Source organism: Halomonas sp. E19, from assembly GCF_052439355.1.
Taxonomy (GTDB): Bacteria; Pseudomonadota; Gammaproteobacteria; order Pseudomonadales; family Halomonadaceae; genus Halomonas.
In genome coordinates this window covers 187,862-202,196 of record NZ_JBNFWU010000002.1, presented here as the reverse complement: position 1 = coordinate 202,196, position 14,335 = coordinate 187,862, and the positions used below count along the sequence as shown (strand labels likewise).

The following is a 14,335-nucleotide window of genomic DNA, read 5'->3' as shown; positions in this document are numbered from 1 at the left end:
GTCACGATGGTGCGATGAGGGGATCAGCTGGCGCTGGCGCTCGCCCCGGCGCCGGCGGCCATGCCGCTGCGCATGGCCGCACGGTTGGTCGAGGTGGTCAGGTGGCTGGCCACGGTGTCCTCCGGCGAGCCGGCGAGCTCGCGGAACATGCCCATGGAGCCGAGCAGTGCGGAGCTCTCGTAGGGGATGAAGACCCGCTCTCCGTCCTTGGCGAGGTTCGGCAGCGCCTTGATGTAGCTCTGACCCAGCAGGTAGCCGACCACGGTGCGCTTGTGCTCTTCTTCTTCGCCGATGGCGCTGAGCACCAGCTTGATGGACTCCTGCTCGCCCTGGGCACGCAGGATCGCTGACTCCTTGTCCCCTGGGCATTGAGGATCGCCGACTCCCGCTGGCCCTGGGCCATGGCGATGGCGGCGGCCTTCTCCCCTTCGGCCTCGGTCACGGTGGCCCGCCGCTTGCGTTCGGCCGCCATCTGCAGGCGCATGGCCTCTTCCACCTCACCGGGCATGGCGATGTCCTGCACCTCGACGCGGGAGATCTTCACCCCCCACTTCGATGCCGGCTCCTCCATGGCGGCCTGGATCTCGTTGTTCACTTCCGCCCGGGATTCGAAAAGGCGATCCAGTTCCATTTTGCCCACGACGCTCCTGAGGGTGGTCTTGGCCAGTACCTCCACGGCCTGACTCATGTTCTCGACCTCATAGACGGCCCGTTTGGGGTCGATGATCTGATAGTACAGGGCGCCGTTGATGCGCACCGTGACGTTGTCCGTGGTGACCACGGGTTGGCCCGGGAAATCCATCACGGTCTCCCTCCGGTCGATGCGTGCCTCGTGGCTGGTGACGGCCTGGTACTCCTCGCCCATCTTGCGATAGCGCACCATGGTGATGGCACGGGGCTGTTCGATGAAGGGAATGATGAGGTTGATGCCACTCTCCAGCAGGCGGTGGTATGAGCCGAGGCGCTCGATGACCATCACTTCCGACTGGCGCACGACGACCAGGCCTTTGATGATGACCGAGATGCCGATGGCCAGGATGAGTCCGGCGATGAAGAATCCCGGGCTGAGGGAGAAGATGCTGTCCATGGGTCAGTGCTCCTTGTCGCGATGGGTGCCCCCGGTAGGGGCGAGTGAGTGACGGGACACCACGGCGGTGGTGCCGTCGAAATGCTGGAAGACGACCGAGGTGTCCGCAGGGAGCTCGGTCTCGCCGGTGTCCTCGACGCGCAGTCGATAGAAGTCACCGTTGATCTTGATGCCGCTGGCGTCGTCGAAGTCACGGCGCTGCGTGGTGTAGAGCTGGCCCTTCTCAACCCCGGTCCCGGTGGTGCCGTAAGCCACACCCCGTGGGGAAAACCACGGGCGCACCTTCCACACCATGATCGGGACCAGCACGCCGGACAGCAGGCCCATGGCCACCAGTTGCCAGACGAAGGAGGCGCCGAGGCCTGCCGTCAGCCCTGTGAGCCCGGCGGCGATCGCCAGCGCCAGCAACACCAGGCTGCCAATGGTGAGCTCGGCAAGCCCAAGCGCCAGCGCCAGGATCAGCCACAGGTAGGTGATGCTCCATTCCATCGGGGTCTCCTCAGGCGACGGCGTTGCGATGGCGACGACGGGCGTCACGGAATTCGTAGGCGGCACGTTCAGCGCCCTGGTAGTAGGTGGCGTCCAGAAACTCGCGCTCGGCGGCGAGCGACGTCTCGGGGATCTCGCACCACCAGCACTTGTTGCTGCCGGCATCGCCGGGATGCCAGCGGTAACCCCGGGCCTTGAGCAGATCCTTGACCTCGAAGGGGGCGCCGAAGGCCTGCACCACGACGGTCTGCTGCGCCACGTTGTCCAGCAGCTGGGCAAAGCCATCGGGGCGTAGCGCCAGCAGCCAGGCGGTGGCGAGGCAGTCGATGCTGGCGCGATGGCCCTCGTAGAAGCTGTTGTGCTTGAGCAGCAGGTACTCGAGCTTGCGGCTCTCGAAGCCCAGCTCGCTCCAGGGATCTCGCTGGCGGTGCAGCCCCATCGCTGGCCATCGAAGGCGGGGAAGCGGGCCTCCAGGAAGCCGCAGTCGAACGGGGCGTTGTGCGCCAGCACCAGTGGGTCGCCGGCCATCATCATCCCTACCCAGGCGTCGTCGATGTGGCGGCCAGCTACGTCGTCATCGGTGATGCCGGTGATGCGGGTGATCAGCTCGGGGATCGGGCGTCCCGGGTCCTCGTAGCGGGAGTAGGCGTCATGGATCGTGGTCAGCCGCTTGGCCGAGGGGCTGTAGCTGGCGCGTACCAGCCCCAGCTCGATGATGCGGTCTGTCTCCGCCTCGAGGCCGGTTGTCTCGACGTCGACGATCACCAGCGGGGCTTCATCACCCACCGGGGCATTGATCGCCGCAGGGAAGGTGGTGTCCTGACGCGTCAGCGGCACTCGTTGCAGGAGCCGGAAGTCCTGAGGGGCGGCCTGGATCGTGGGGACCATGTCCAGCGGGAAAGTGGTATCGGTCATGATGAGCTCCGTTCAGGTGCTGGGCGTGTGGAGGCTGGCGCCGATAGCCTTGAGGTGCTGGCGCAGGGCCTTGTCGTTGACCTCGCGGGGGACCTCGATGACCACCTGGCGAATGCGCTGGGTCTTCTGCCAGCGGCGTGCATGAGCCTTGAGCGAGCGGATCGGGTTGAGGTCGGCATCGGCCACGACGCCGTCGACGATGACCATCACGGTGCTGTCAGGGAGCGAAGTGCCGACCTCCTCGACCTCCTGGCCATCGATGCGGAACAGCGTCTCGTCGTGACACCAGCCGTCGGGCCAGAAGGTGTCGTCGTTCAGGAAAGCGACGTAGTCGCCCTTGGTCATCTTCACGTCAGGGTCTCCTCGTGACGTCCGGTTATCTGGGCCGGTGGCGACGGGCGTCAGCCCCGTTCCACCGTTTCGCCTTCCATCACGGCCAGACCGCTTCGGGTCATGGCGAACCACGGTTGGGGGTCGCGCCCCGGTGGCTTGCGCCAGCAGACCTCGATCAGGTCATGCTCGAGGCACCAGTGCAGGCCGCCCGCCAGCGACTCGTAGGGGGCATCGTCCACGTCACCCTGGCCGACCCTGACGCCATCGGCACCCAGCGGGATCGCGCTGTTGCGAAGGAAGGGTGTGATGCCCTCCCCGGTGCCCCTGGTCGCGGCGATCGAAGGCTTCCTTGAGAAAGCCCAGGGCTACCTGTGCCATGGCCGGTAGGGTGTCGCGACGCAGATGCGTCATCTGGTAGTCGGGCTCGCCCGGGTTCATGGCTCGCCATTGCCGGTAATGGGTGAGGCAGTAGTGGGCGTTGTCACCCACCACCCGGCCATGCCGTTCGCAGAGACGGCGATCACACGTCAGGTCGCCACCAATCGGGAAGTCACACAGCCAGCCCGCCACGTCGCTGCAGTCGGCGCAATGCTCGCCCAGGTCGCCGTGGAAGTGGATGACGCGCTTGTCGGTCTGTGCACGGTAGCTTGGCATGCGTGTGATCCTTGTCGGTGTGTCGTTGGGGCTGGGAGCCCGGCTAGGGTGCCTTCTTACGGCCACCCAGGCGGCTGTACTGGTCGCGGGCCATGATGGGCTTGGTCATGGCTTCCTCGAGGGTCATCTTGCCGGCCTTCACCTTGCGCATCCGGTGGCGCCAGGTGCTGGGGTTGAACCCCAGCCGGCGAGCGGTGGCAAGCTCGCCGTCGGGATCAGCGGGGCGACCGCCGGCCTTCTGACGCCGCCTGATAAGCGGCACGCGCTGGTGCTTCGGAATGTGCATGGGCTCCTCCACGGGTGTCGGGTCGCGGGATGTACCGGTAGCGTCTCACCAAGCGGTCATCATGCAAGGGTATGGCGGTGCCATGATGTCCCATCGGTACCAAGCCAGCGGGTGCCGGCCCTCAATCGAAAAACTGCCGCCACCAGCGCCTCCAGCCTCTGGGGGCCGTCTCCTCCTCCATCGGCTTCCGGTAATGGCGAATCAGCGGCGTGAAGTGGTCAGGGTCATCCAGCAGCGTGCGCACCGTGGCGTTCGGCTTCTCGACGGCCGGGGCCACGGCATAACCGTGGGTATCTCCCAGGTAGTCGGCCACGGCGGCGCTGCGCGAGCGGCCGAAGTAGCAGTGCACGTAGATCTGCTCGACCCCTCGGCGGCGAGGTCATCGACGAAACGCTTGAGCTCCGTCGCCTGTTCCGGGGTGATGTAGCTCTGATAGAGCAGTTCGAAGTCATGCTTCACCCGGTGGATGGTGTCCTCGCTGTAGGTGCCGTCGTAGAAGGCGGTACGCAGCAGGCGGTCCCAGCCGGGTTGCAGCGGCGCGTCCGGTTTGTCCGGATCGGTGATGGAGATCATCGCGGCGCCGGCGACCGGCGCCAGCTCGCAGGCCTCGCGCTGGCTGAGGAAGACGACCTGGCGGGTCTCCGTGGGGTCTTCCGATGGGGCAAGGGGGCCGGTGTGTGCATCGGGTGTCGGTTTCCTTGTGGGCAGCCTATTGGCTGGGACAGGCCACGACCGTGGCGTCTGGGCGGAGCATCGGCCCCAGCTGCGAGAAGGGAACTTGTAGTAGACGGTCCCATCGATACAGCGCAGCGAGAGGTTGGGCACGAGCTCTTCTTCGTCACAGCCCTTCAGTTGGCCATCCTCGTAGTGTGGGGTGTAGGAATAGCTCCGATGTGCGGCGTACCGACGGTACTCGACACCTCCCAGGCAATAGCGTCCGAGTGCCCTAGGGGCCTCATCCATCTCCTCCCGGGTGGGCAGCTCAGCCGTCCAGCGCTCGGCCCGTTGCTGTGCCGCCACGTCTGAGGGTGCCGGCGAGGTGAGCATCGTCCACAGGGCGAAGCCCGCCCCGCCCAGAATCACCACGGTGACCACCGCGACCCTGAGCCACGACAGCCCTTGCTTGAGGTGCTTCCGCATACCTTGCGTCTCCGATGATGAGCTGGCTCAGGAGCGGCACAGCAGGCCGCTGTCGATGATGTCTCCCACTCGCGAGGGCCCCAGGCCACGGATGCGCTGCAGGCTCTCCGGGGCGTCCCACGGGCGGCCATCCATCACGAGCCCTGAGCGAGCCTCGCCGATATGGGGCAGGCGCTCCAGGACGTCACGAGGGCTGCGGTTGAGGTCAACGCAGTCGTAGACCGGATCATTGGCCGCCACGGGTGCCTGGGTGCTGGATACCGCGCCCTGGAAGGCGTCGAGGGGGCGTTGGGCGTCGCCGAGGGTGATCCACACCGGGGCATGGTCGGACACGGTGGCCCGGGCCTGTTCATGGCTGATGCCGAGCAGCTCGGGGAAGCGCAGCTTGCCGGCGTCGCTGACCGGCAGCCGGCCGGGGACCAGCCACAGGTGGTCGTACTCGTTGGCGTAGACGCCATGGTGGCTGCTCAGGGTGGTGGCGCCATCATTGGCCACCGAGTCCACGCCGCGATCGCGCAGCGGGCGCCAGCCACGATGCTCCGAGGCCAGATTGCAGTCGCAGGCCAGCACCCGGGGGTGTCGCCGTAGACCTCCTCGAGCCAGTCCCAGTAGTCCGCCAGGGCATGGATCTCCGGCAGGCGGTCGCTGACCGAGTTGCCGTAGAGCACGTGGATGTTGGCCAGCACGAACTCGGTCCCGCTGTGCCGGCTGCGGAAGCGAGCCGAGTAGGGTTCCCGGGAGAAGGTGTCACGGTGGTCCAGGAACACCACGGCGCCATCCACATACTCCACGCTCGCGTCGCGGTAGAGGAACGAGTAGGCCTCTCGATAGGAGCCCCGGCCTATCAGGTGGCTGGTCATGGACTGCCAGAGCTCACCGGTCTGCCTCTCGAGGAGTTGCTCGAGATGATCCACGGCCGCCGGGTCCATCACCTCCTGGATGGCGATGATGTCCATGGTCTGGGCGATCTGGGCGACCTGGTCGAAGCGCTTGCCATTGTCGTAGCCGAGATGACGGATGTTCCAGGAGCCGATGACGATGTCCGCGAGCGCGGTGACAGGGATCAGCGCCAGCAGCAGTACCAGGGCGAGGCGGCAAAGGAGCGAGGCATCAGGGTCTCCTTGGGTCAGGCGGCAAACAGCCGGCGGGGATCGAGAGGGGCGTCGAACCCCGGGGCGTCGCGGAACAGCTCGGCTCCGCCGCTGGCGTACTCGAGCATCATCTCGGTGCACATCCAGCGCCGGCCCAGGCTCTCGGCGGCACGTCCGGTCATCGAGCGCCCGGCAAAGGGATCGACGACCAGGTCTCCCTCGGTGGTCAGGTAGCGGATGAAGAACTCGGGGAGGCTGTAGGGCATGGCCGCGCCGTGCAGCGGCAGCCCCAGCGCCTGGGCCGCCTGGCGATAGCGATCTCCCCAGGGACAGCGGTGGCCGCGGCGCAGCACGTTGCGGGGAATCCGCCCCGGGGTCTCGGCGCCGAAGTCACCCGGGCGCAGGCGGTAGGCACCGTCGCCGTAGCTGGCCGTGCGCTGCTCCCCTCCTGCCGATCAGGGCCTGCTGGCGCGGGGTGTGGGCCTCGAGGACACGGCGGTTGTCGCTCTTCACCCGGGCCGGGTCCTTGGCGAACCACAGGATCGGCTCCCAGGCGACGTTGAGCTGCTGGCGCGTCTTGCTGGCCCACTGAATCGGCCCCGGGGGCTTCGAGGGGTTGTGCCACACTATCCGGTCCATGAGGGCGAGGCCGAACTGGTCCTCCAGCGCCAGCGTCAGCCGCTCGAGATAGGTCGATCGCGCCGGCGAGCGCTCGTGGAAGATCTCATTGCTCATGTTCAGGACCAGCGAGGCTTCGGGGGCCATGCGCTCGATGATCGGCGCCAGCGCCTGACACACGAAGTCGACGATCGCCCGGGCATCGACGTTGCCGTAGGCACGCGACACGCGCAGGGGTACGGCGGCGAGGTGAAGCACAGGGTAATGGGCACCTCGAGGGCGCTGAAGACGTCCTCGGCGGCGGACCACATGGCCACGCCCAGATCCGTCGAAAAGGCGATCACCTTGAGGGGCCGGCGAATCGGGTGCAGGTCGCGCCGGGCCTTGTCGGTCAGCTGCCAGACGCCACGCTTGCCCTCGACGCGTTCGATCAGGCCCAGGGCCTTGAGCGACTGCTGGTACCAGCGCACCTGGCGATGGAAGACGTTGCGAGGCGTCGCGGCCTCGCCGATGGGCTCCACCCGCGTTACCGCGGCCTGGTCGAGGCCGGCACGCTGGGCCACCGCCTGGTACAAGCTGGCATTGTCCATGGGGCGCTCGGCGGTGGCGGCGTAGGCGCCAAGCACATGGCCAAACATGTCGAGCTGGGCAGCGGGCTGGGTCATGGGGACAGCGTCTCCTGGCGGCGTGGATGAAGGCCGCGTCGGCGGCCTCTCCGGGTGCTGTCAGGATACGGATTGCTGTGATCATGCAAGGGCCTCTGCCTCGGCCACTCTGCCGGGCAACGCCTCGGGGCGGCGCTGCCGGCGACGCCGTGGTGCAGCTGGACCTGCTTACCCTTCTCGATGCCCTCGCGGATCGCCTCGGCATCCCCGAGCAGGGCGCCCTTGTGGCGACGGTCTCGGGCCGCCTCGATGCCTGCCTCGCCGTACTCACGCTCCATCCAGGTCGCCACCAGCTGCGACTCCTTAACCGGTACCGTGAGGTCTTTGACTTTCTGATACACCGCGCTCAGCCAGGCTTCGGCGAAGAGATCGGCGCGTCGCGTCTTGAGGCTCTTGCGCATCCGGGGCGGGAGTTCCTTGAGGTAGGCGCTGCGGTCCTTCTTGAGCTGGCGGTGCAGGATCGAGAAGGCGTAGGCAGCGACCTCGGGGCCTCCCCTACCCCGATGAAGTCGGCACTGCCCTCCATGCGCCAGCGGGTCTGCGGGCCGCGTTCGGAGTGATAGACGTATTCGACCCCGAAGGCCTCCTTGATCAGGCTCATCAGCAGCCACATCCAGCGCGGGGGATGGGTAACAGCACCGCTCTTGGCGCGATGGCGCGTCACGTCGGCGAGCTGCACGTCGACGTCATTGAGGCCGTGCTTGGCCATCAGCTTCTGAGCCTGCCGCAGGGCGGCGGCAGCCTCGTTGGCGTTGTCGCTCTTGGCCAGGCGCAGGCACTTCTTGATCTTGTCGAGGGCTCGGCGGTCCATGGTCAGCTCCTGGTGGGCTCTGAGGGTGCAAGGTGACGTTGGCCCCAGGCTTCGGCTTTCAGCCAGGCCTGCTGGGCATTGCCGGCCGACACGATCGGCGTGCCATCCGGGAGGTAGACGACATAGCCGGTGATCCCCATGGCCTCGCTGCGCCGGCAGTAGACGCCGTCGGGGAGATAGCGCAGGGCATCGCGCTTGGCCGTCGCGCCTGGCATGGGACCCTTGGCGAACATCGACTAGCCCGCCTCGGCCAGGTTCTGTGCGTCCTGTCGCAGGGCGCTCAGGATGGCGAGGGCCTCTTGATTCAGCGCGGGCTCGGCGCCGTCACGGAGGCTGTGCCACAGCCCGATGTGCGTGGCGACGCGCTTGGGCTCAGGTGACACCACCTCGAGCTGCCCCAGCAGCCGGGGTCGCTCTTCCGGCAGGGTGGACTCCCAGGCCATCAGCAGCTCGGCATCGTGGCGCCACCAGGTGTCGTTCCAGTTCAGGCGACGGTAGGCGGCCTTGTGGCCCCAGGCCTTCTCCTCGATCGCTGGCAGTACGCAGGTGTCGATCACCACCAGATCCAGTTGCAGCGCCAGCTCGCTGTCCGAGGTGACCCGGTAGCTGTCACAGAACCCAGGGGCGTCCTCCAGGGCGCCGTCCACGCTGCGCAAGAAGCCGTAGTAGTCGTTGTAGGTGGCCAGCTCCTTCACCGTGGCGCCACGGTGCACCAGCCGCAGGGTGGCTTCGGTGTCGCGCAGCCACACCAGGGTTGCCTCGAAGGGTTCGAGGCGGACGGTCTCGGCAACCGGGTCGGCCGTACGGCGAACGAGCGGTGCCGTTTCGCGGTGTACCACCGGGGCGGCAGTGAACAGGAGGTCATGCATGGCTGGGGTCCTTGTCTCAGGGAGTGAGCTTGGCCGGGGCACACCCGTCAGCGGCGTCGAGCCGCCTTGATGGCCTCGGCGGCATCCATGACGTCGCCGGCGTTGAAGTACATCTCGGTCGCCGATTTGCCGAGGTGGCCGATCGGACGCGGCGGCATGACGCCATGGAGCGGCTGTTCGGTGCGCACCGCCTGCTTGAGCTCGGTGACGCGGACGTCCATCAGGCGGGCGGCATTGGTCACGCCGATTCGGGTCTTGCGAAAGTCAGACATCACAACTCCTTGTTGTCCGGTCGATACGAAGGGCTCCTCGAGGCCCGATGGCCTCGAAGGCGGTGCCTACTCTGCCCCCTCGCGCCGCTTTTGCAAGCGCAGGCCAGGTCACCACCCTTCCTGGCGGCGGTCGACTGGCACCCTAGTGCCTCCCAGCAGACCCTCGAGCGCCTCGCTGGCCGCATACCAGCCCTGGCACTGGGCGAGCCGGTAGAGGGCGTACAGCTGCTCTTCTGCCCCTGCCCTACCCCGGCGCATGGCCGTGTAATCGGGCACCGCATCTAACCAGAGGCTGAGCCCCTGGCGCACAAGCTGACGCTGACGTCCCGACGGGAGCATCGGGAACTCGCGATCAAGGTGTACTGACCCATCGCTGAGGACCTCCCAGAAGTGTGTCAGCCTGGAGCTCTCTGGCATGCTGGCGCTCTGTTCCGTCGTGCCGTTGTGCTGCCGGAGGCTGATGCGCCTGGCCACCCGGCAACTCTGCCAAGGGACCATCCCGGCATACTCCTTGGCGATGGCGACGGCAGCTCTGAGGCTGGTGATATGTTCAACGTAGGGAATGTCGTGCTGGATGTCCCCGCTCACCTCGTAGCTGATCAGTTTTCCCCGGTGCCAGCGAAGGGGTCTGTCAGAGGTACAAGCGTCTGGCATATCAGTCTCCTTAGATTCGGCTGGCGCCATCATGCCAGCGGCAACGGCATCAAGGAGGGATGGGGAGTGCCCTTGGGGGGCATGAAGAACCAGGTGAGCTCTCAGCAGAGTGTCGGCAGTCTCGGCACTGGCTGTGGGGCCACGCAGTCTCGATTCTATACCCTCGCCGGCCGCAGCAGACGTTGCCCATGGCGGTACCCGGTCTGCAGCACTCGGGTCACCCGGTTCTTGGGCGCTTCCGCCTCGGTGTCCAGGGCCTCGGCCTCGTGCCAATGCGGATCGAACACCCTGCCCGCTGCCGGGATGACCTCGATGCCATGTCATGAAGTCCTCGGTTCCCTGTGTCGTGGTGTCCTGCCGCGCCGCCTCGCGCCGGGTTCGAGGGCCGGTCCCGCACGGCGCCGGGCCGGCCCTCTGCTCAGGCGTGCGTGGTCGCTTCCTCGTCTTGTTCTGACGTGGCATCGAGCGCGTCTCGAGGACCGGTCTCGCCGCCTACTCGACCGACGGCGTCATCACTGGGCAAGGAGGCAGATGCGGACACCTCTGCGTGCTCAGTGGCTACCGCATCGTCGCCGCTGCCCGCTGGCGCCTGTTCGTCAGCAGCGCCCCGGGAGTCGCTGGGATCACCCTCCCCTGCCGTACTCTCCTGCGACGCCTCAGCCGTTGCCGGCGTGGCCTTGGCTTCACCCCCAGGGCGGCAAGCATCTGCTCAATGAGGTGGGCCAGGGCGTCCGCCATGAGCACGAAGTCGGTCTCCAGGCGGATGATCGCGTCGTCGTCATCCTCGGCGTTGTTGGCCTCCTCGAGCAGCGCATCATCGAAGCGCAGGCTCTTGAAGGTGAAGTCGTCCTGCAGCACCAGTGAGGCCTGCCCCTCCAGGGTGATGGCGATCTTGGTGGCCTGCCTGCCGGCCTCGACCATGGAGCGCACCTCGTCGCCCTCCAGATCGGCCTGACGCGCCGTGAAGCTGGCGTCGTCGCCCTTTGACTTGAGCTGGGCCTGGTCGCCCAGGAGCAGCCACGCAGGACGGCTGTCGGGCTCGCTGAGCCAACGGGTCATCGCCCTGACCGGGAGCTCCTGGGTGGCGAGCAGGGTCACCTTGAGGCTGCCCAGGGTCTCACGCAGCAGGTCCAGTACCTCCTCGGCGGCCTTGCGGCTGCCGGCATTCACGCAGAGCAGGTCGCGGCGGGTGTCCCACCAAAGATCTACCTTCTTGGAGCGCACGAAGGCCCGAGGCAACAGTTCCTCGATGACCTGTTCCTTGATGGTGAGGCGCTCCTGACGGCGCAGCTTGCGACCTTCGCGCTCCTCGATCTCGTCGCAACGCTCTTCGACCTCTTCACGAACGACACTGGCCGGCAGCAGGCGCTCCTGGCGCAGGGCGGTCATCAAGCGGTGGCCCTGGAGTTCGTGCAGCAGCATGTCGCTCTTGCGACCTGCCGGTGCCGTCCAGCCCATGCGCTTGGGGTTGTTCCCCTCCAGGGGGTGGCTCACATGCTCCTCGAGGGCGGATGCGAGGGCGTCGGCCGCCAGTTGGGGCGGCTGGTGAATACGATAGAGGATGGCTGTCTTGAACCACATGGGGTTCTCCTTCATTGCGTGACAGGTGTGGCGTGCAGTTCGGCGTTACGGAAGGTCAGGCGTTCCAGGCGGACACCTGCACTGAGAAAGGCGCTATTCAGGATGCGGTCGCGCTTCATGCGGTCGGCGCGTTGATGGCTGCTGTCATCGAGCTCCAGGGCGCAGAGGATCTGAAAGGTCGCGGGGTCGACCAGCACGAAGTCCAGATGCCACTGGGACAGCTGCCGGAACAGCGACGTGAAGGTGCGCGACCGCTGCGGGTGGATGGCGGTGTTCGGGGTGATGACATCGACAACGCGTACCTTGGGACAGATGAGGACCGACTCCCCGTAGAGCTGACGCAGCTGGGTGTAGGCCCGCCGTTCGGCGTCGGTGAGCAGGGTCGCCTGGGGGAGATAGGCGTCCCCCTGCTCCATCAGCGTCTCGGACAGGTTGCGGCCATCGCCGGGCAGCAGGGTCGAGGGTGTCCCGAAAATGGACTCGAGCCCTACCCGGCTGACGGCATCATCCGCCTCTCGCTCCTGGGCGGACTTGGTCCCCGCCCGAATGGCTTGCTGGCGCAGCGAGTCCCCTGAGGGTCCTGGCCCCTGGTTGGTCGTCGTGAGGGATGACGCAAGATCCGAGGCCTGCTGCTGGCGTGCAGCGGTTGCGCCATGGATCAACTGGCCCACTCGCTCTTGGGCTGACTTGGTCGCCGCCAGAATGGCCTGTTGGCGCGGCGAGTCCCCTGAGGCGCAATGCTGTTGGGGTGACTTGAGATATGATGCTAGATGGACGTCATAGGCCTGCTGCCGGCGTGCAGCGGTTGCGCCATGGATCAACTGAACCAGGGCATACATCCCATAGAGCGCGGGAATCAGGTAGCTGCCGTATTGTGCCAGCCGGGCGAGCAGCGTGTAGAAGCTCACCATTAGCCCATCGGCGTTGTTCAGCGACGATGCGGCCCAGGTGAGCCCCAGGTAGACCCCGATCGCGACCAGCACATTGCCCCACCAAGGGGTGTGCCGCGCCAAGGTGAACAGCGCCAGCACGACATAATCATCCTTCTTGTTGCGTCGGCGGCGCGAGTTCATGACGCCCTCCCGTGTCGCTGAACGGCCTTTGGCGGCATTCGGAGCACCGGCTCGCCATCCCGCGACGCGCTCAGCAACGGCTTCTGCCCTTCCTCGATGTACCAGGGCATCACCGTGCCGCATGCGTGGCAGACCTTCTCGTTGGTGCTCCGGAACAGTCGGAGAACATCACTTCCACAGTCCCAGCAGTGCTTGGTCGAGACCTTCATTGGGAATGCTCCTCAAGGCAACGGATACCCCTGGGCGGTGGCGCGATCCAGGTCGTCGAGCTGCTTGCGAAGTGCTGCCGGGACGGTGTCGATGGGCGCCAGGCCTCCGCACTCCTCCGATTCGGCATCCAGCAACTGGCGATACGCATCGCGCCACTGACAAAGCAGGACCGACATGGCCCGACGGCTCTCTTCGATCTGGGCGATCTTCCGGTTCGATGCGTCGAGGGTGGGGCTTAGCGTGACAATGGCTCCCTCCGGTGAGCCCAGCATGCAAGCCTCCAGCTGCGTGCGGAGGTTGTCGGGGCAGGCGTCCAGGTCGAACGTCACCAGCGGCTTGGGGATCGGCTTGCTCATGCGAGTGCTTCCTTCTTGGTTTCAGGGTGTGCGAACCAGGGGCCATAGTCGCGAGTGCGGCGGTACCCGAGGCGGTCCAGATGGGCGGGCAATGCCGACTTGGCACTGCGGTCGGTGGCGTAATGGTGTCCCCCGCGGGTATTGAGCCACTCGAGGATGTGGTCGATGTGGTGTTCCTTGCCGTCAGCCATGAGCTGCTCGATGGCGGCCATGGTCCGCTTGAAGGGGGTCATGAAGGTCGTTTCGCCGCCCCGGCCCCGGGCGTGGCAATGCGCATGTCGGGGTTGAGGTGGGCCATCAGCGTCTTGGCAGCACGTCGAGATCCGGGCTGGAGCCTGGGGCAGATCTCTTGATGGAGCCGGTACTCCTGGGGGCGCACTTCCTCCTCGTCGCTATACCGAAAGTGCAGCGCAGGAGTCTTCTCGATGGTCATGAGGCCTAGGCCGAACTCGCGGATCAGATGGCAGAGTAGGTCGTTGCGACGCCCTCGGCTGCGCTGAACAACGATCCAGATCAGATGCGGCATGCCCGTCTGATCCGGGCGATCCTGCCTGCGCCAGCGAGAGGCCTGTTCGACGACACCCAGGGTCAGGGAGCGCTTGCACTCGATCACCTGGCAGATGCTGGCGCGAGTGGCGATGATGTCAGGCCGTCCCGGGAAGGTCTCGATGACCACCTCAGGGTAGGTCTCCCAGTGGTGTTGCCGAAGCCACTGATCCGCCACCGCCGCGATCTCGGTTTCCGTCATGGCGTTGTCGAAGGCGCCCTCTTCGTCACCGGTCCCGGTGAGGCGGATGGGACTCAACCAATCGATCATGCTTCACCTCCCGCGTTCTGGTGACACGATGGAACGTCTGGATGCCTTGCCGCTTGGCGGCAGCTGGCGCCGGCGACAGGGCCTGCCCACTCCAGGGGATGCCAGTTGGGGAGCAGCTCCAGGTTGGTGAACCGCGGGCTTCTGGCCGGCTCATCCAGGGTTTGCTCCCCCACGCGGCGGACGATAACGCTTTGCTCGGGTGGATCGCTGTGCGTGATCAGCACCACCTCAGCCATGACCGGCGTTACGAAGTTCCAGCCACGCACCCAGTAATAGGCCTGTCCGCCGGCGGCGCGTATGGCATCGACGTCAGGCGGATAGGGGGACCACTCGGGATCGGGCATCTGCCAGGAGCACGGCACATGCACGACCGGGTCACGCTCAGCGATGGGCACGTCTCGGTTCACCTAAGCC

The 14,335-nt window shown here is 66.3% G+C and carries 25 protein-coding genes and 2 pseudogenes; all 27 read right to left on the bottom strand.

All coding sequences use genetic code 11. From position 1 onward, the window contains the following. Nucleotides 1-23: 23 nt before the first annotated feature. Nucleotides 24-1,087 (bottom strand): annotated as a pseudogene (locus tag ACUDAL_RS20440) (SPFH domain-containing protein). Between the two features lie 3 nt (nt 1,088-1,090). Next, nucleotides 1,091-1,576, bottom strand: coding sequence for a nodulation efficiency, NfeD-like protein (locus ACUDAL_RS20435; RefSeq protein WP_444679708.1), 486 nt, complete (start codon nt 1,574-1,576; stop codon nt 1,091-1,093). Between the two features lie 10 nt (nt 1,577-1,586). Further along, nucleotides 1,587-2,015 (bottom strand): hypothetical protein, encoded by a 429-nt coding sequence (locus ACUDAL_RS20430; RefSeq protein WP_444679712.1) that lies wholly within the window; start codon nt 2,013-2,015, stop codon nt 1,587-1,589. Nucleotides 2,016-2,047: 32 nt separating this feature from the next. Then, nucleotides 2,048-2,464 (bottom strand): annotated as a pseudogene (locus tag ACUDAL_RS20425) (exonuclease domain-containing protein); the annotation flags it as partial. Between the two features lie 39 nt (nt 2,465-2,503). After that, nucleotides 2,504-2,842: a hypothetical protein gene (locus ACUDAL_RS20420; protein WP_444679672.1), complete on the bottom strand. Its 339-nt coding sequence runs from the start codon at nt 2,840-2,842 to the stop codon at nt 2,504-2,506. 50 nt (nt 2,843-2,892) lie between these two features. Then, nucleotides 2,893-3,063, bottom strand: coding sequence for a hypothetical protein (locus ACUDAL_RS20415; protein ID WP_444679671.1), 171 nt, complete (start codon nt 3,061-3,063; stop codon nt 2,893-2,895). Nucleotide 3,064: 1 nt separating this feature from the next. Then, nucleotides 3,065-3,478: a hypothetical protein gene (locus tag ACUDAL_RS20410; protein WP_444679670.1), complete on the bottom strand. Its 414-nt coding sequence runs from the start codon at nt 3,476-3,478 to the stop codon at nt 3,065-3,067. Between the two features lie 43 nt (nt 3,479-3,521). Beyond that, on the bottom strand, nt 3,522-3,764 hold the full coding sequence (locus ACUDAL_RS20405) for a hypothetical protein (RefSeq protein ID WP_444679669.1): 243 nt from the start codon (nt 3,762-3,764) through the stop codon (nt 3,522-3,524). A 201-nt stretch (nt 3,765-3,965) separates the two neighbouring features. Beyond that, nucleotides 3,966-4,904: a hypothetical protein gene (locus tag ACUDAL_RS20400; protein ID WP_444679668.1), complete on the bottom strand. Its 939-nt coding sequence runs from the start codon at nt 4,902-4,904 to the stop codon at nt 3,966-3,968. A gap of 27 nt (nt 4,905-4,931) precedes the next feature. Then, complete coding sequence (locus ACUDAL_RS20395) at nt 4,932-5,399, bottom strand: hypothetical protein (protein WP_444679667.1); 468 nt, start codon at nt 5,397-5,399, stop codon at nt 4,932-4,934. After that, nucleotides 5,372-6,136: a hypothetical protein gene (locus ACUDAL_RS20390; protein WP_444679666.1), complete on the bottom strand. Its 765-nt coding sequence runs from the start codon at nt 6,134-6,136 to the stop codon at nt 5,372-5,374. The genes ACUDAL_RS20395 and ACUDAL_RS20390 overlap by 28 nt, the downstream gene beginning before the upstream one ends. After that, complete coding sequence (locus tag ACUDAL_RS20385) at nt 6,031-6,348, bottom strand: DNA methyltransferase (protein WP_444679665.1); 318 nt, start codon at nt 6,346-6,348, stop codon at nt 6,031-6,033. Before ACUDAL_RS20385 ends, ACUDAL_RS20390 begins: the two co-directional genes overlap by 106 nt. Nucleotides 6,349-6,385: 37 nt before the next feature. Further along, nucleotides 6,386-6,730, bottom strand: coding sequence for a hypothetical protein (locus tag ACUDAL_RS20380; protein WP_444679664.1), 345 nt, complete (start codon nt 6,728-6,730; stop codon nt 6,386-6,388). Between the two features lie 2 nt (nt 6,731-6,732). Next, nucleotides 6,733-7,278, bottom strand: a complete 546-nt coding sequence (locus ACUDAL_RS20375; RefSeq protein ID WP_444679663.1) for a winged helix-turn-helix domain-containing protein — start codon at nt 7,276-7,278, stop codon at nt 6,733-6,735. Beyond that, nucleotides 7,275-7,736 (bottom strand): DUF7168 domain-containing protein, encoded by a 462-nt coding sequence (locus ACUDAL_RS20370; protein ID WP_444679707.1) that lies wholly within the window; start codon nt 7,734-7,736, stop codon nt 7,275-7,277. The genes ACUDAL_RS20375 and ACUDAL_RS20370 overlap by 4 nt, the downstream gene beginning before the upstream one ends. Continuing rightward, entirely contained in the window at nt 7,625-8,089 is a 465-nt protein-coding gene (locus ACUDAL_RS20365; RefSeq protein ID WP_444679662.1) for a DUF2786 domain-containing protein, read from the bottom strand. Before ACUDAL_RS20365 ends, ACUDAL_RS20370 begins: the two co-directional genes overlap by 112 nt. A 2-nt stretch (nt 8,090-8,091) precedes the next feature. Further along, entirely contained in the window at nt 8,092-8,304 is a 213-nt protein-coding gene (locus ACUDAL_RS20360) for a hypothetical protein (protein WP_444679661.1), read from the bottom strand. Nucleotides 8,305-8,325: 21 nt separating this feature from the next. Beyond that, entirely contained in the window at nt 8,326-8,958 is a 633-nt protein-coding gene (locus ACUDAL_RS20355) for a hypothetical protein (RefSeq protein ID WP_444679660.1), read from the bottom strand. Between the two features lie 47 nt (nt 8,959-9,005). Further along, nucleotides 9,006-9,230 (bottom strand): hypothetical protein, encoded by a 225-nt coding sequence (locus tag ACUDAL_RS20350; RefSeq protein WP_444679659.1) that lies wholly within the window; start codon nt 9,228-9,230, stop codon nt 9,006-9,008. Between the two features lie 108 nt (nt 9,231-9,338). Then, nucleotides 9,339-9,569 carry a hypothetical protein gene (locus ACUDAL_RS20345; protein WP_444679658.1) on the bottom strand — a complete coding sequence of 77 codons (231 nt, stop codon included), beginning with the start codon at nt 9,567-9,569 and terminating at the stop codon, nt 9,339-9,341. A 470-nt stretch (nt 9,570-10,039) separates the two neighbouring features. Further along, entirely contained in the window at nt 10,040-10,198 is a 159-nt protein-coding gene (locus ACUDAL_RS20340) for a nucleotide exchange factor GrpE (RefSeq protein WP_444679706.1), read from the bottom strand. Between the two features lie 244 nt (nt 10,199-10,442). Beyond that, complete coding sequence (locus ACUDAL_RS20335) at nt 10,443-11,465, bottom strand: recombination-associated protein RdgC (RefSeq protein ID WP_444679657.1); 1,023 nt, start codon at nt 11,463-11,465, stop codon at nt 10,443-10,445. Nucleotides 11,466-11,476: 11 nt separating this feature from the next. After that, nucleotides 11,477-12,538, bottom strand: a complete 1,062-nt coding sequence (locus tag ACUDAL_RS20330; protein ID WP_444679656.1) for a DUF2726 domain-containing protein — start codon at nt 12,536-12,538, stop codon at nt 11,477-11,479. A gap of 221 nt (nt 12,539-12,759) precedes the next feature. Next, nucleotides 12,760-13,104 (bottom strand): hypothetical protein, encoded by a 345-nt coding sequence (locus ACUDAL_RS20325; RefSeq protein ID WP_444679655.1) that lies wholly within the window; start codon nt 13,102-13,104, stop codon nt 12,760-12,762. Then, nucleotides 13,101-13,337, bottom strand: a complete 237-nt coding sequence (locus ACUDAL_RS20320) for a hypothetical protein (protein ID WP_444679654.1) — start codon at nt 13,335-13,337, stop codon at nt 13,101-13,103. Before ACUDAL_RS20320 ends, ACUDAL_RS20325 begins: the two co-directional genes overlap by 4 nt. Next, nucleotides 13,334-13,921 carry a hypothetical protein gene (locus ACUDAL_RS20315; protein ID WP_444679653.1) on the bottom strand — a complete coding sequence of 196 codons (588 nt, stop codon included), beginning with the start codon at nt 13,919-13,921 and terminating at the stop codon, nt 13,334-13,336. The genes ACUDAL_RS20320 and ACUDAL_RS20315 overlap by 4 nt, the downstream gene beginning before the upstream one ends. Continuing rightward, nucleotides 13,918-14,328, bottom strand: coding sequence for a hypothetical protein (locus tag ACUDAL_RS20310; protein WP_444679652.1), 411 nt, complete (start codon nt 14,326-14,328; stop codon nt 13,918-13,920). Before ACUDAL_RS20310 ends, ACUDAL_RS20315 begins: the two co-directional genes overlap by 4 nt. Nucleotides 14,329-14,335: the final 7 nt, after the last annotated feature.

Bases quoted from the DNA above. Each gene is read 5' to 3' on its own strand.
- ACUDAL_RS20315 (WP_444679653.1), bottom strand. From the start codon at position 13,921: ATGATCGATTGGTTGAGTCCCATCCGCCTCACCGGGACCGGTGACGAA.
- ACUDAL_RS20365 (WP_444679662.1), bottom strand. From the start codon at position 8,089: ATGGACCGCCGAGCCCTCGACAAGATCAAGAAGTGCCTGCGCCTGGCC.
- ACUDAL_RS20410 (WP_444679670.1), bottom strand. From the start codon at position 3,478: ATGCCAAGCTACCGTGCACAGACCGACAAGCGCGTCATCCACTTCCAC.
- ACUDAL_RS20405 (WP_444679669.1), bottom strand. From the start codon at position 3,764: ATGCACATTCCGAAGCACCAGCGCGTGCCGCTTATCAGGCGGCGTCAG.
- ACUDAL_RS20430 (WP_444679712.1), bottom strand. From the start codon at position 2,015: ATGGGGCTGCACCGCCAGCGAGATCCCTGGAGCGAGCTGGGCTTCGAG.
- ACUDAL_RS20345 (WP_444679658.1), bottom strand. From the start codon at position 9,569: ATGCTCCCGTCGGGACGTCAGCGTCAGCTTGTGCGCCAGGGGCTCAGC.
- ACUDAL_RS20355 (WP_444679660.1), bottom strand. From the start codon at position 8,958: ATGCATGACCTCCTGTTCACTGCCGCCCCGGTGGTACACCGCGAAACG.
- ACUDAL_RS20400 (WP_444679668.1), bottom strand. From the start codon at position 4,904: ATGCGGAAGCACCTCAAGCAAGGGCTGTCGTGGCTCAGGGTCGCGGTG.
- ACUDAL_RS20435 (WP_444679708.1), bottom strand. From the start codon at position 1,576: ATGGAATGGAGCATCACCTACCTGTGGCTGATCCTGGCGCTGGCGCTT.
- ACUDAL_RS20325 (WP_444679655.1), bottom strand. From the start codon at position 13,104: ATGAGCAAGCCGATCCCCAAGCCGCTGGTGACGTTCGACCTGGACGCC.
- ACUDAL_RS20335 (WP_444679657.1), bottom strand. From the start codon at position 11,465: ATGTGGTTCAAGACAGCCATCCTCTATCGTATTCACCAGCCGCCCCAA.
- ACUDAL_RS20380 (WP_444679664.1), bottom strand. From the start codon at position 6,730: ATGAGCAATGAGATCTTCCACGAGCGCTCGCCGGCGCGATCGACCTAT.
- ACUDAL_RS20330 (WP_444679656.1), bottom strand. From the start codon at position 12,538: ATGAACTCGCGCCGCCGACGCAACAAGAAGGATGATTATGTCGTGCTG.
- ACUDAL_RS20360 (WP_444679661.1), bottom strand. From the start codon at position 8,304: ATGCCAGGCGCGACGGCCAAGCGCGATGCCCTGCGCTATCTCCCCGAC.
- ACUDAL_RS20375 (WP_444679663.1), bottom strand. From the start codon at position 7,278: ATGACCCAGCCCGCTGCCCAGCTCGACATGTTTGGCCATGTGCTTGGC.
- ACUDAL_RS20320 (WP_444679654.1), bottom strand. From the start codon at position 13,337: ATGACCCCCTTCAAGCGGACCATGGCCGCCATCGAGCAGCTCATGGCT.
- ACUDAL_RS20350 (WP_444679659.1), bottom strand. From the start codon at position 9,230: ATGTCTGACTTTCGCAAGACCCGAATCGGCGTGACCAATGCCGCCCGC.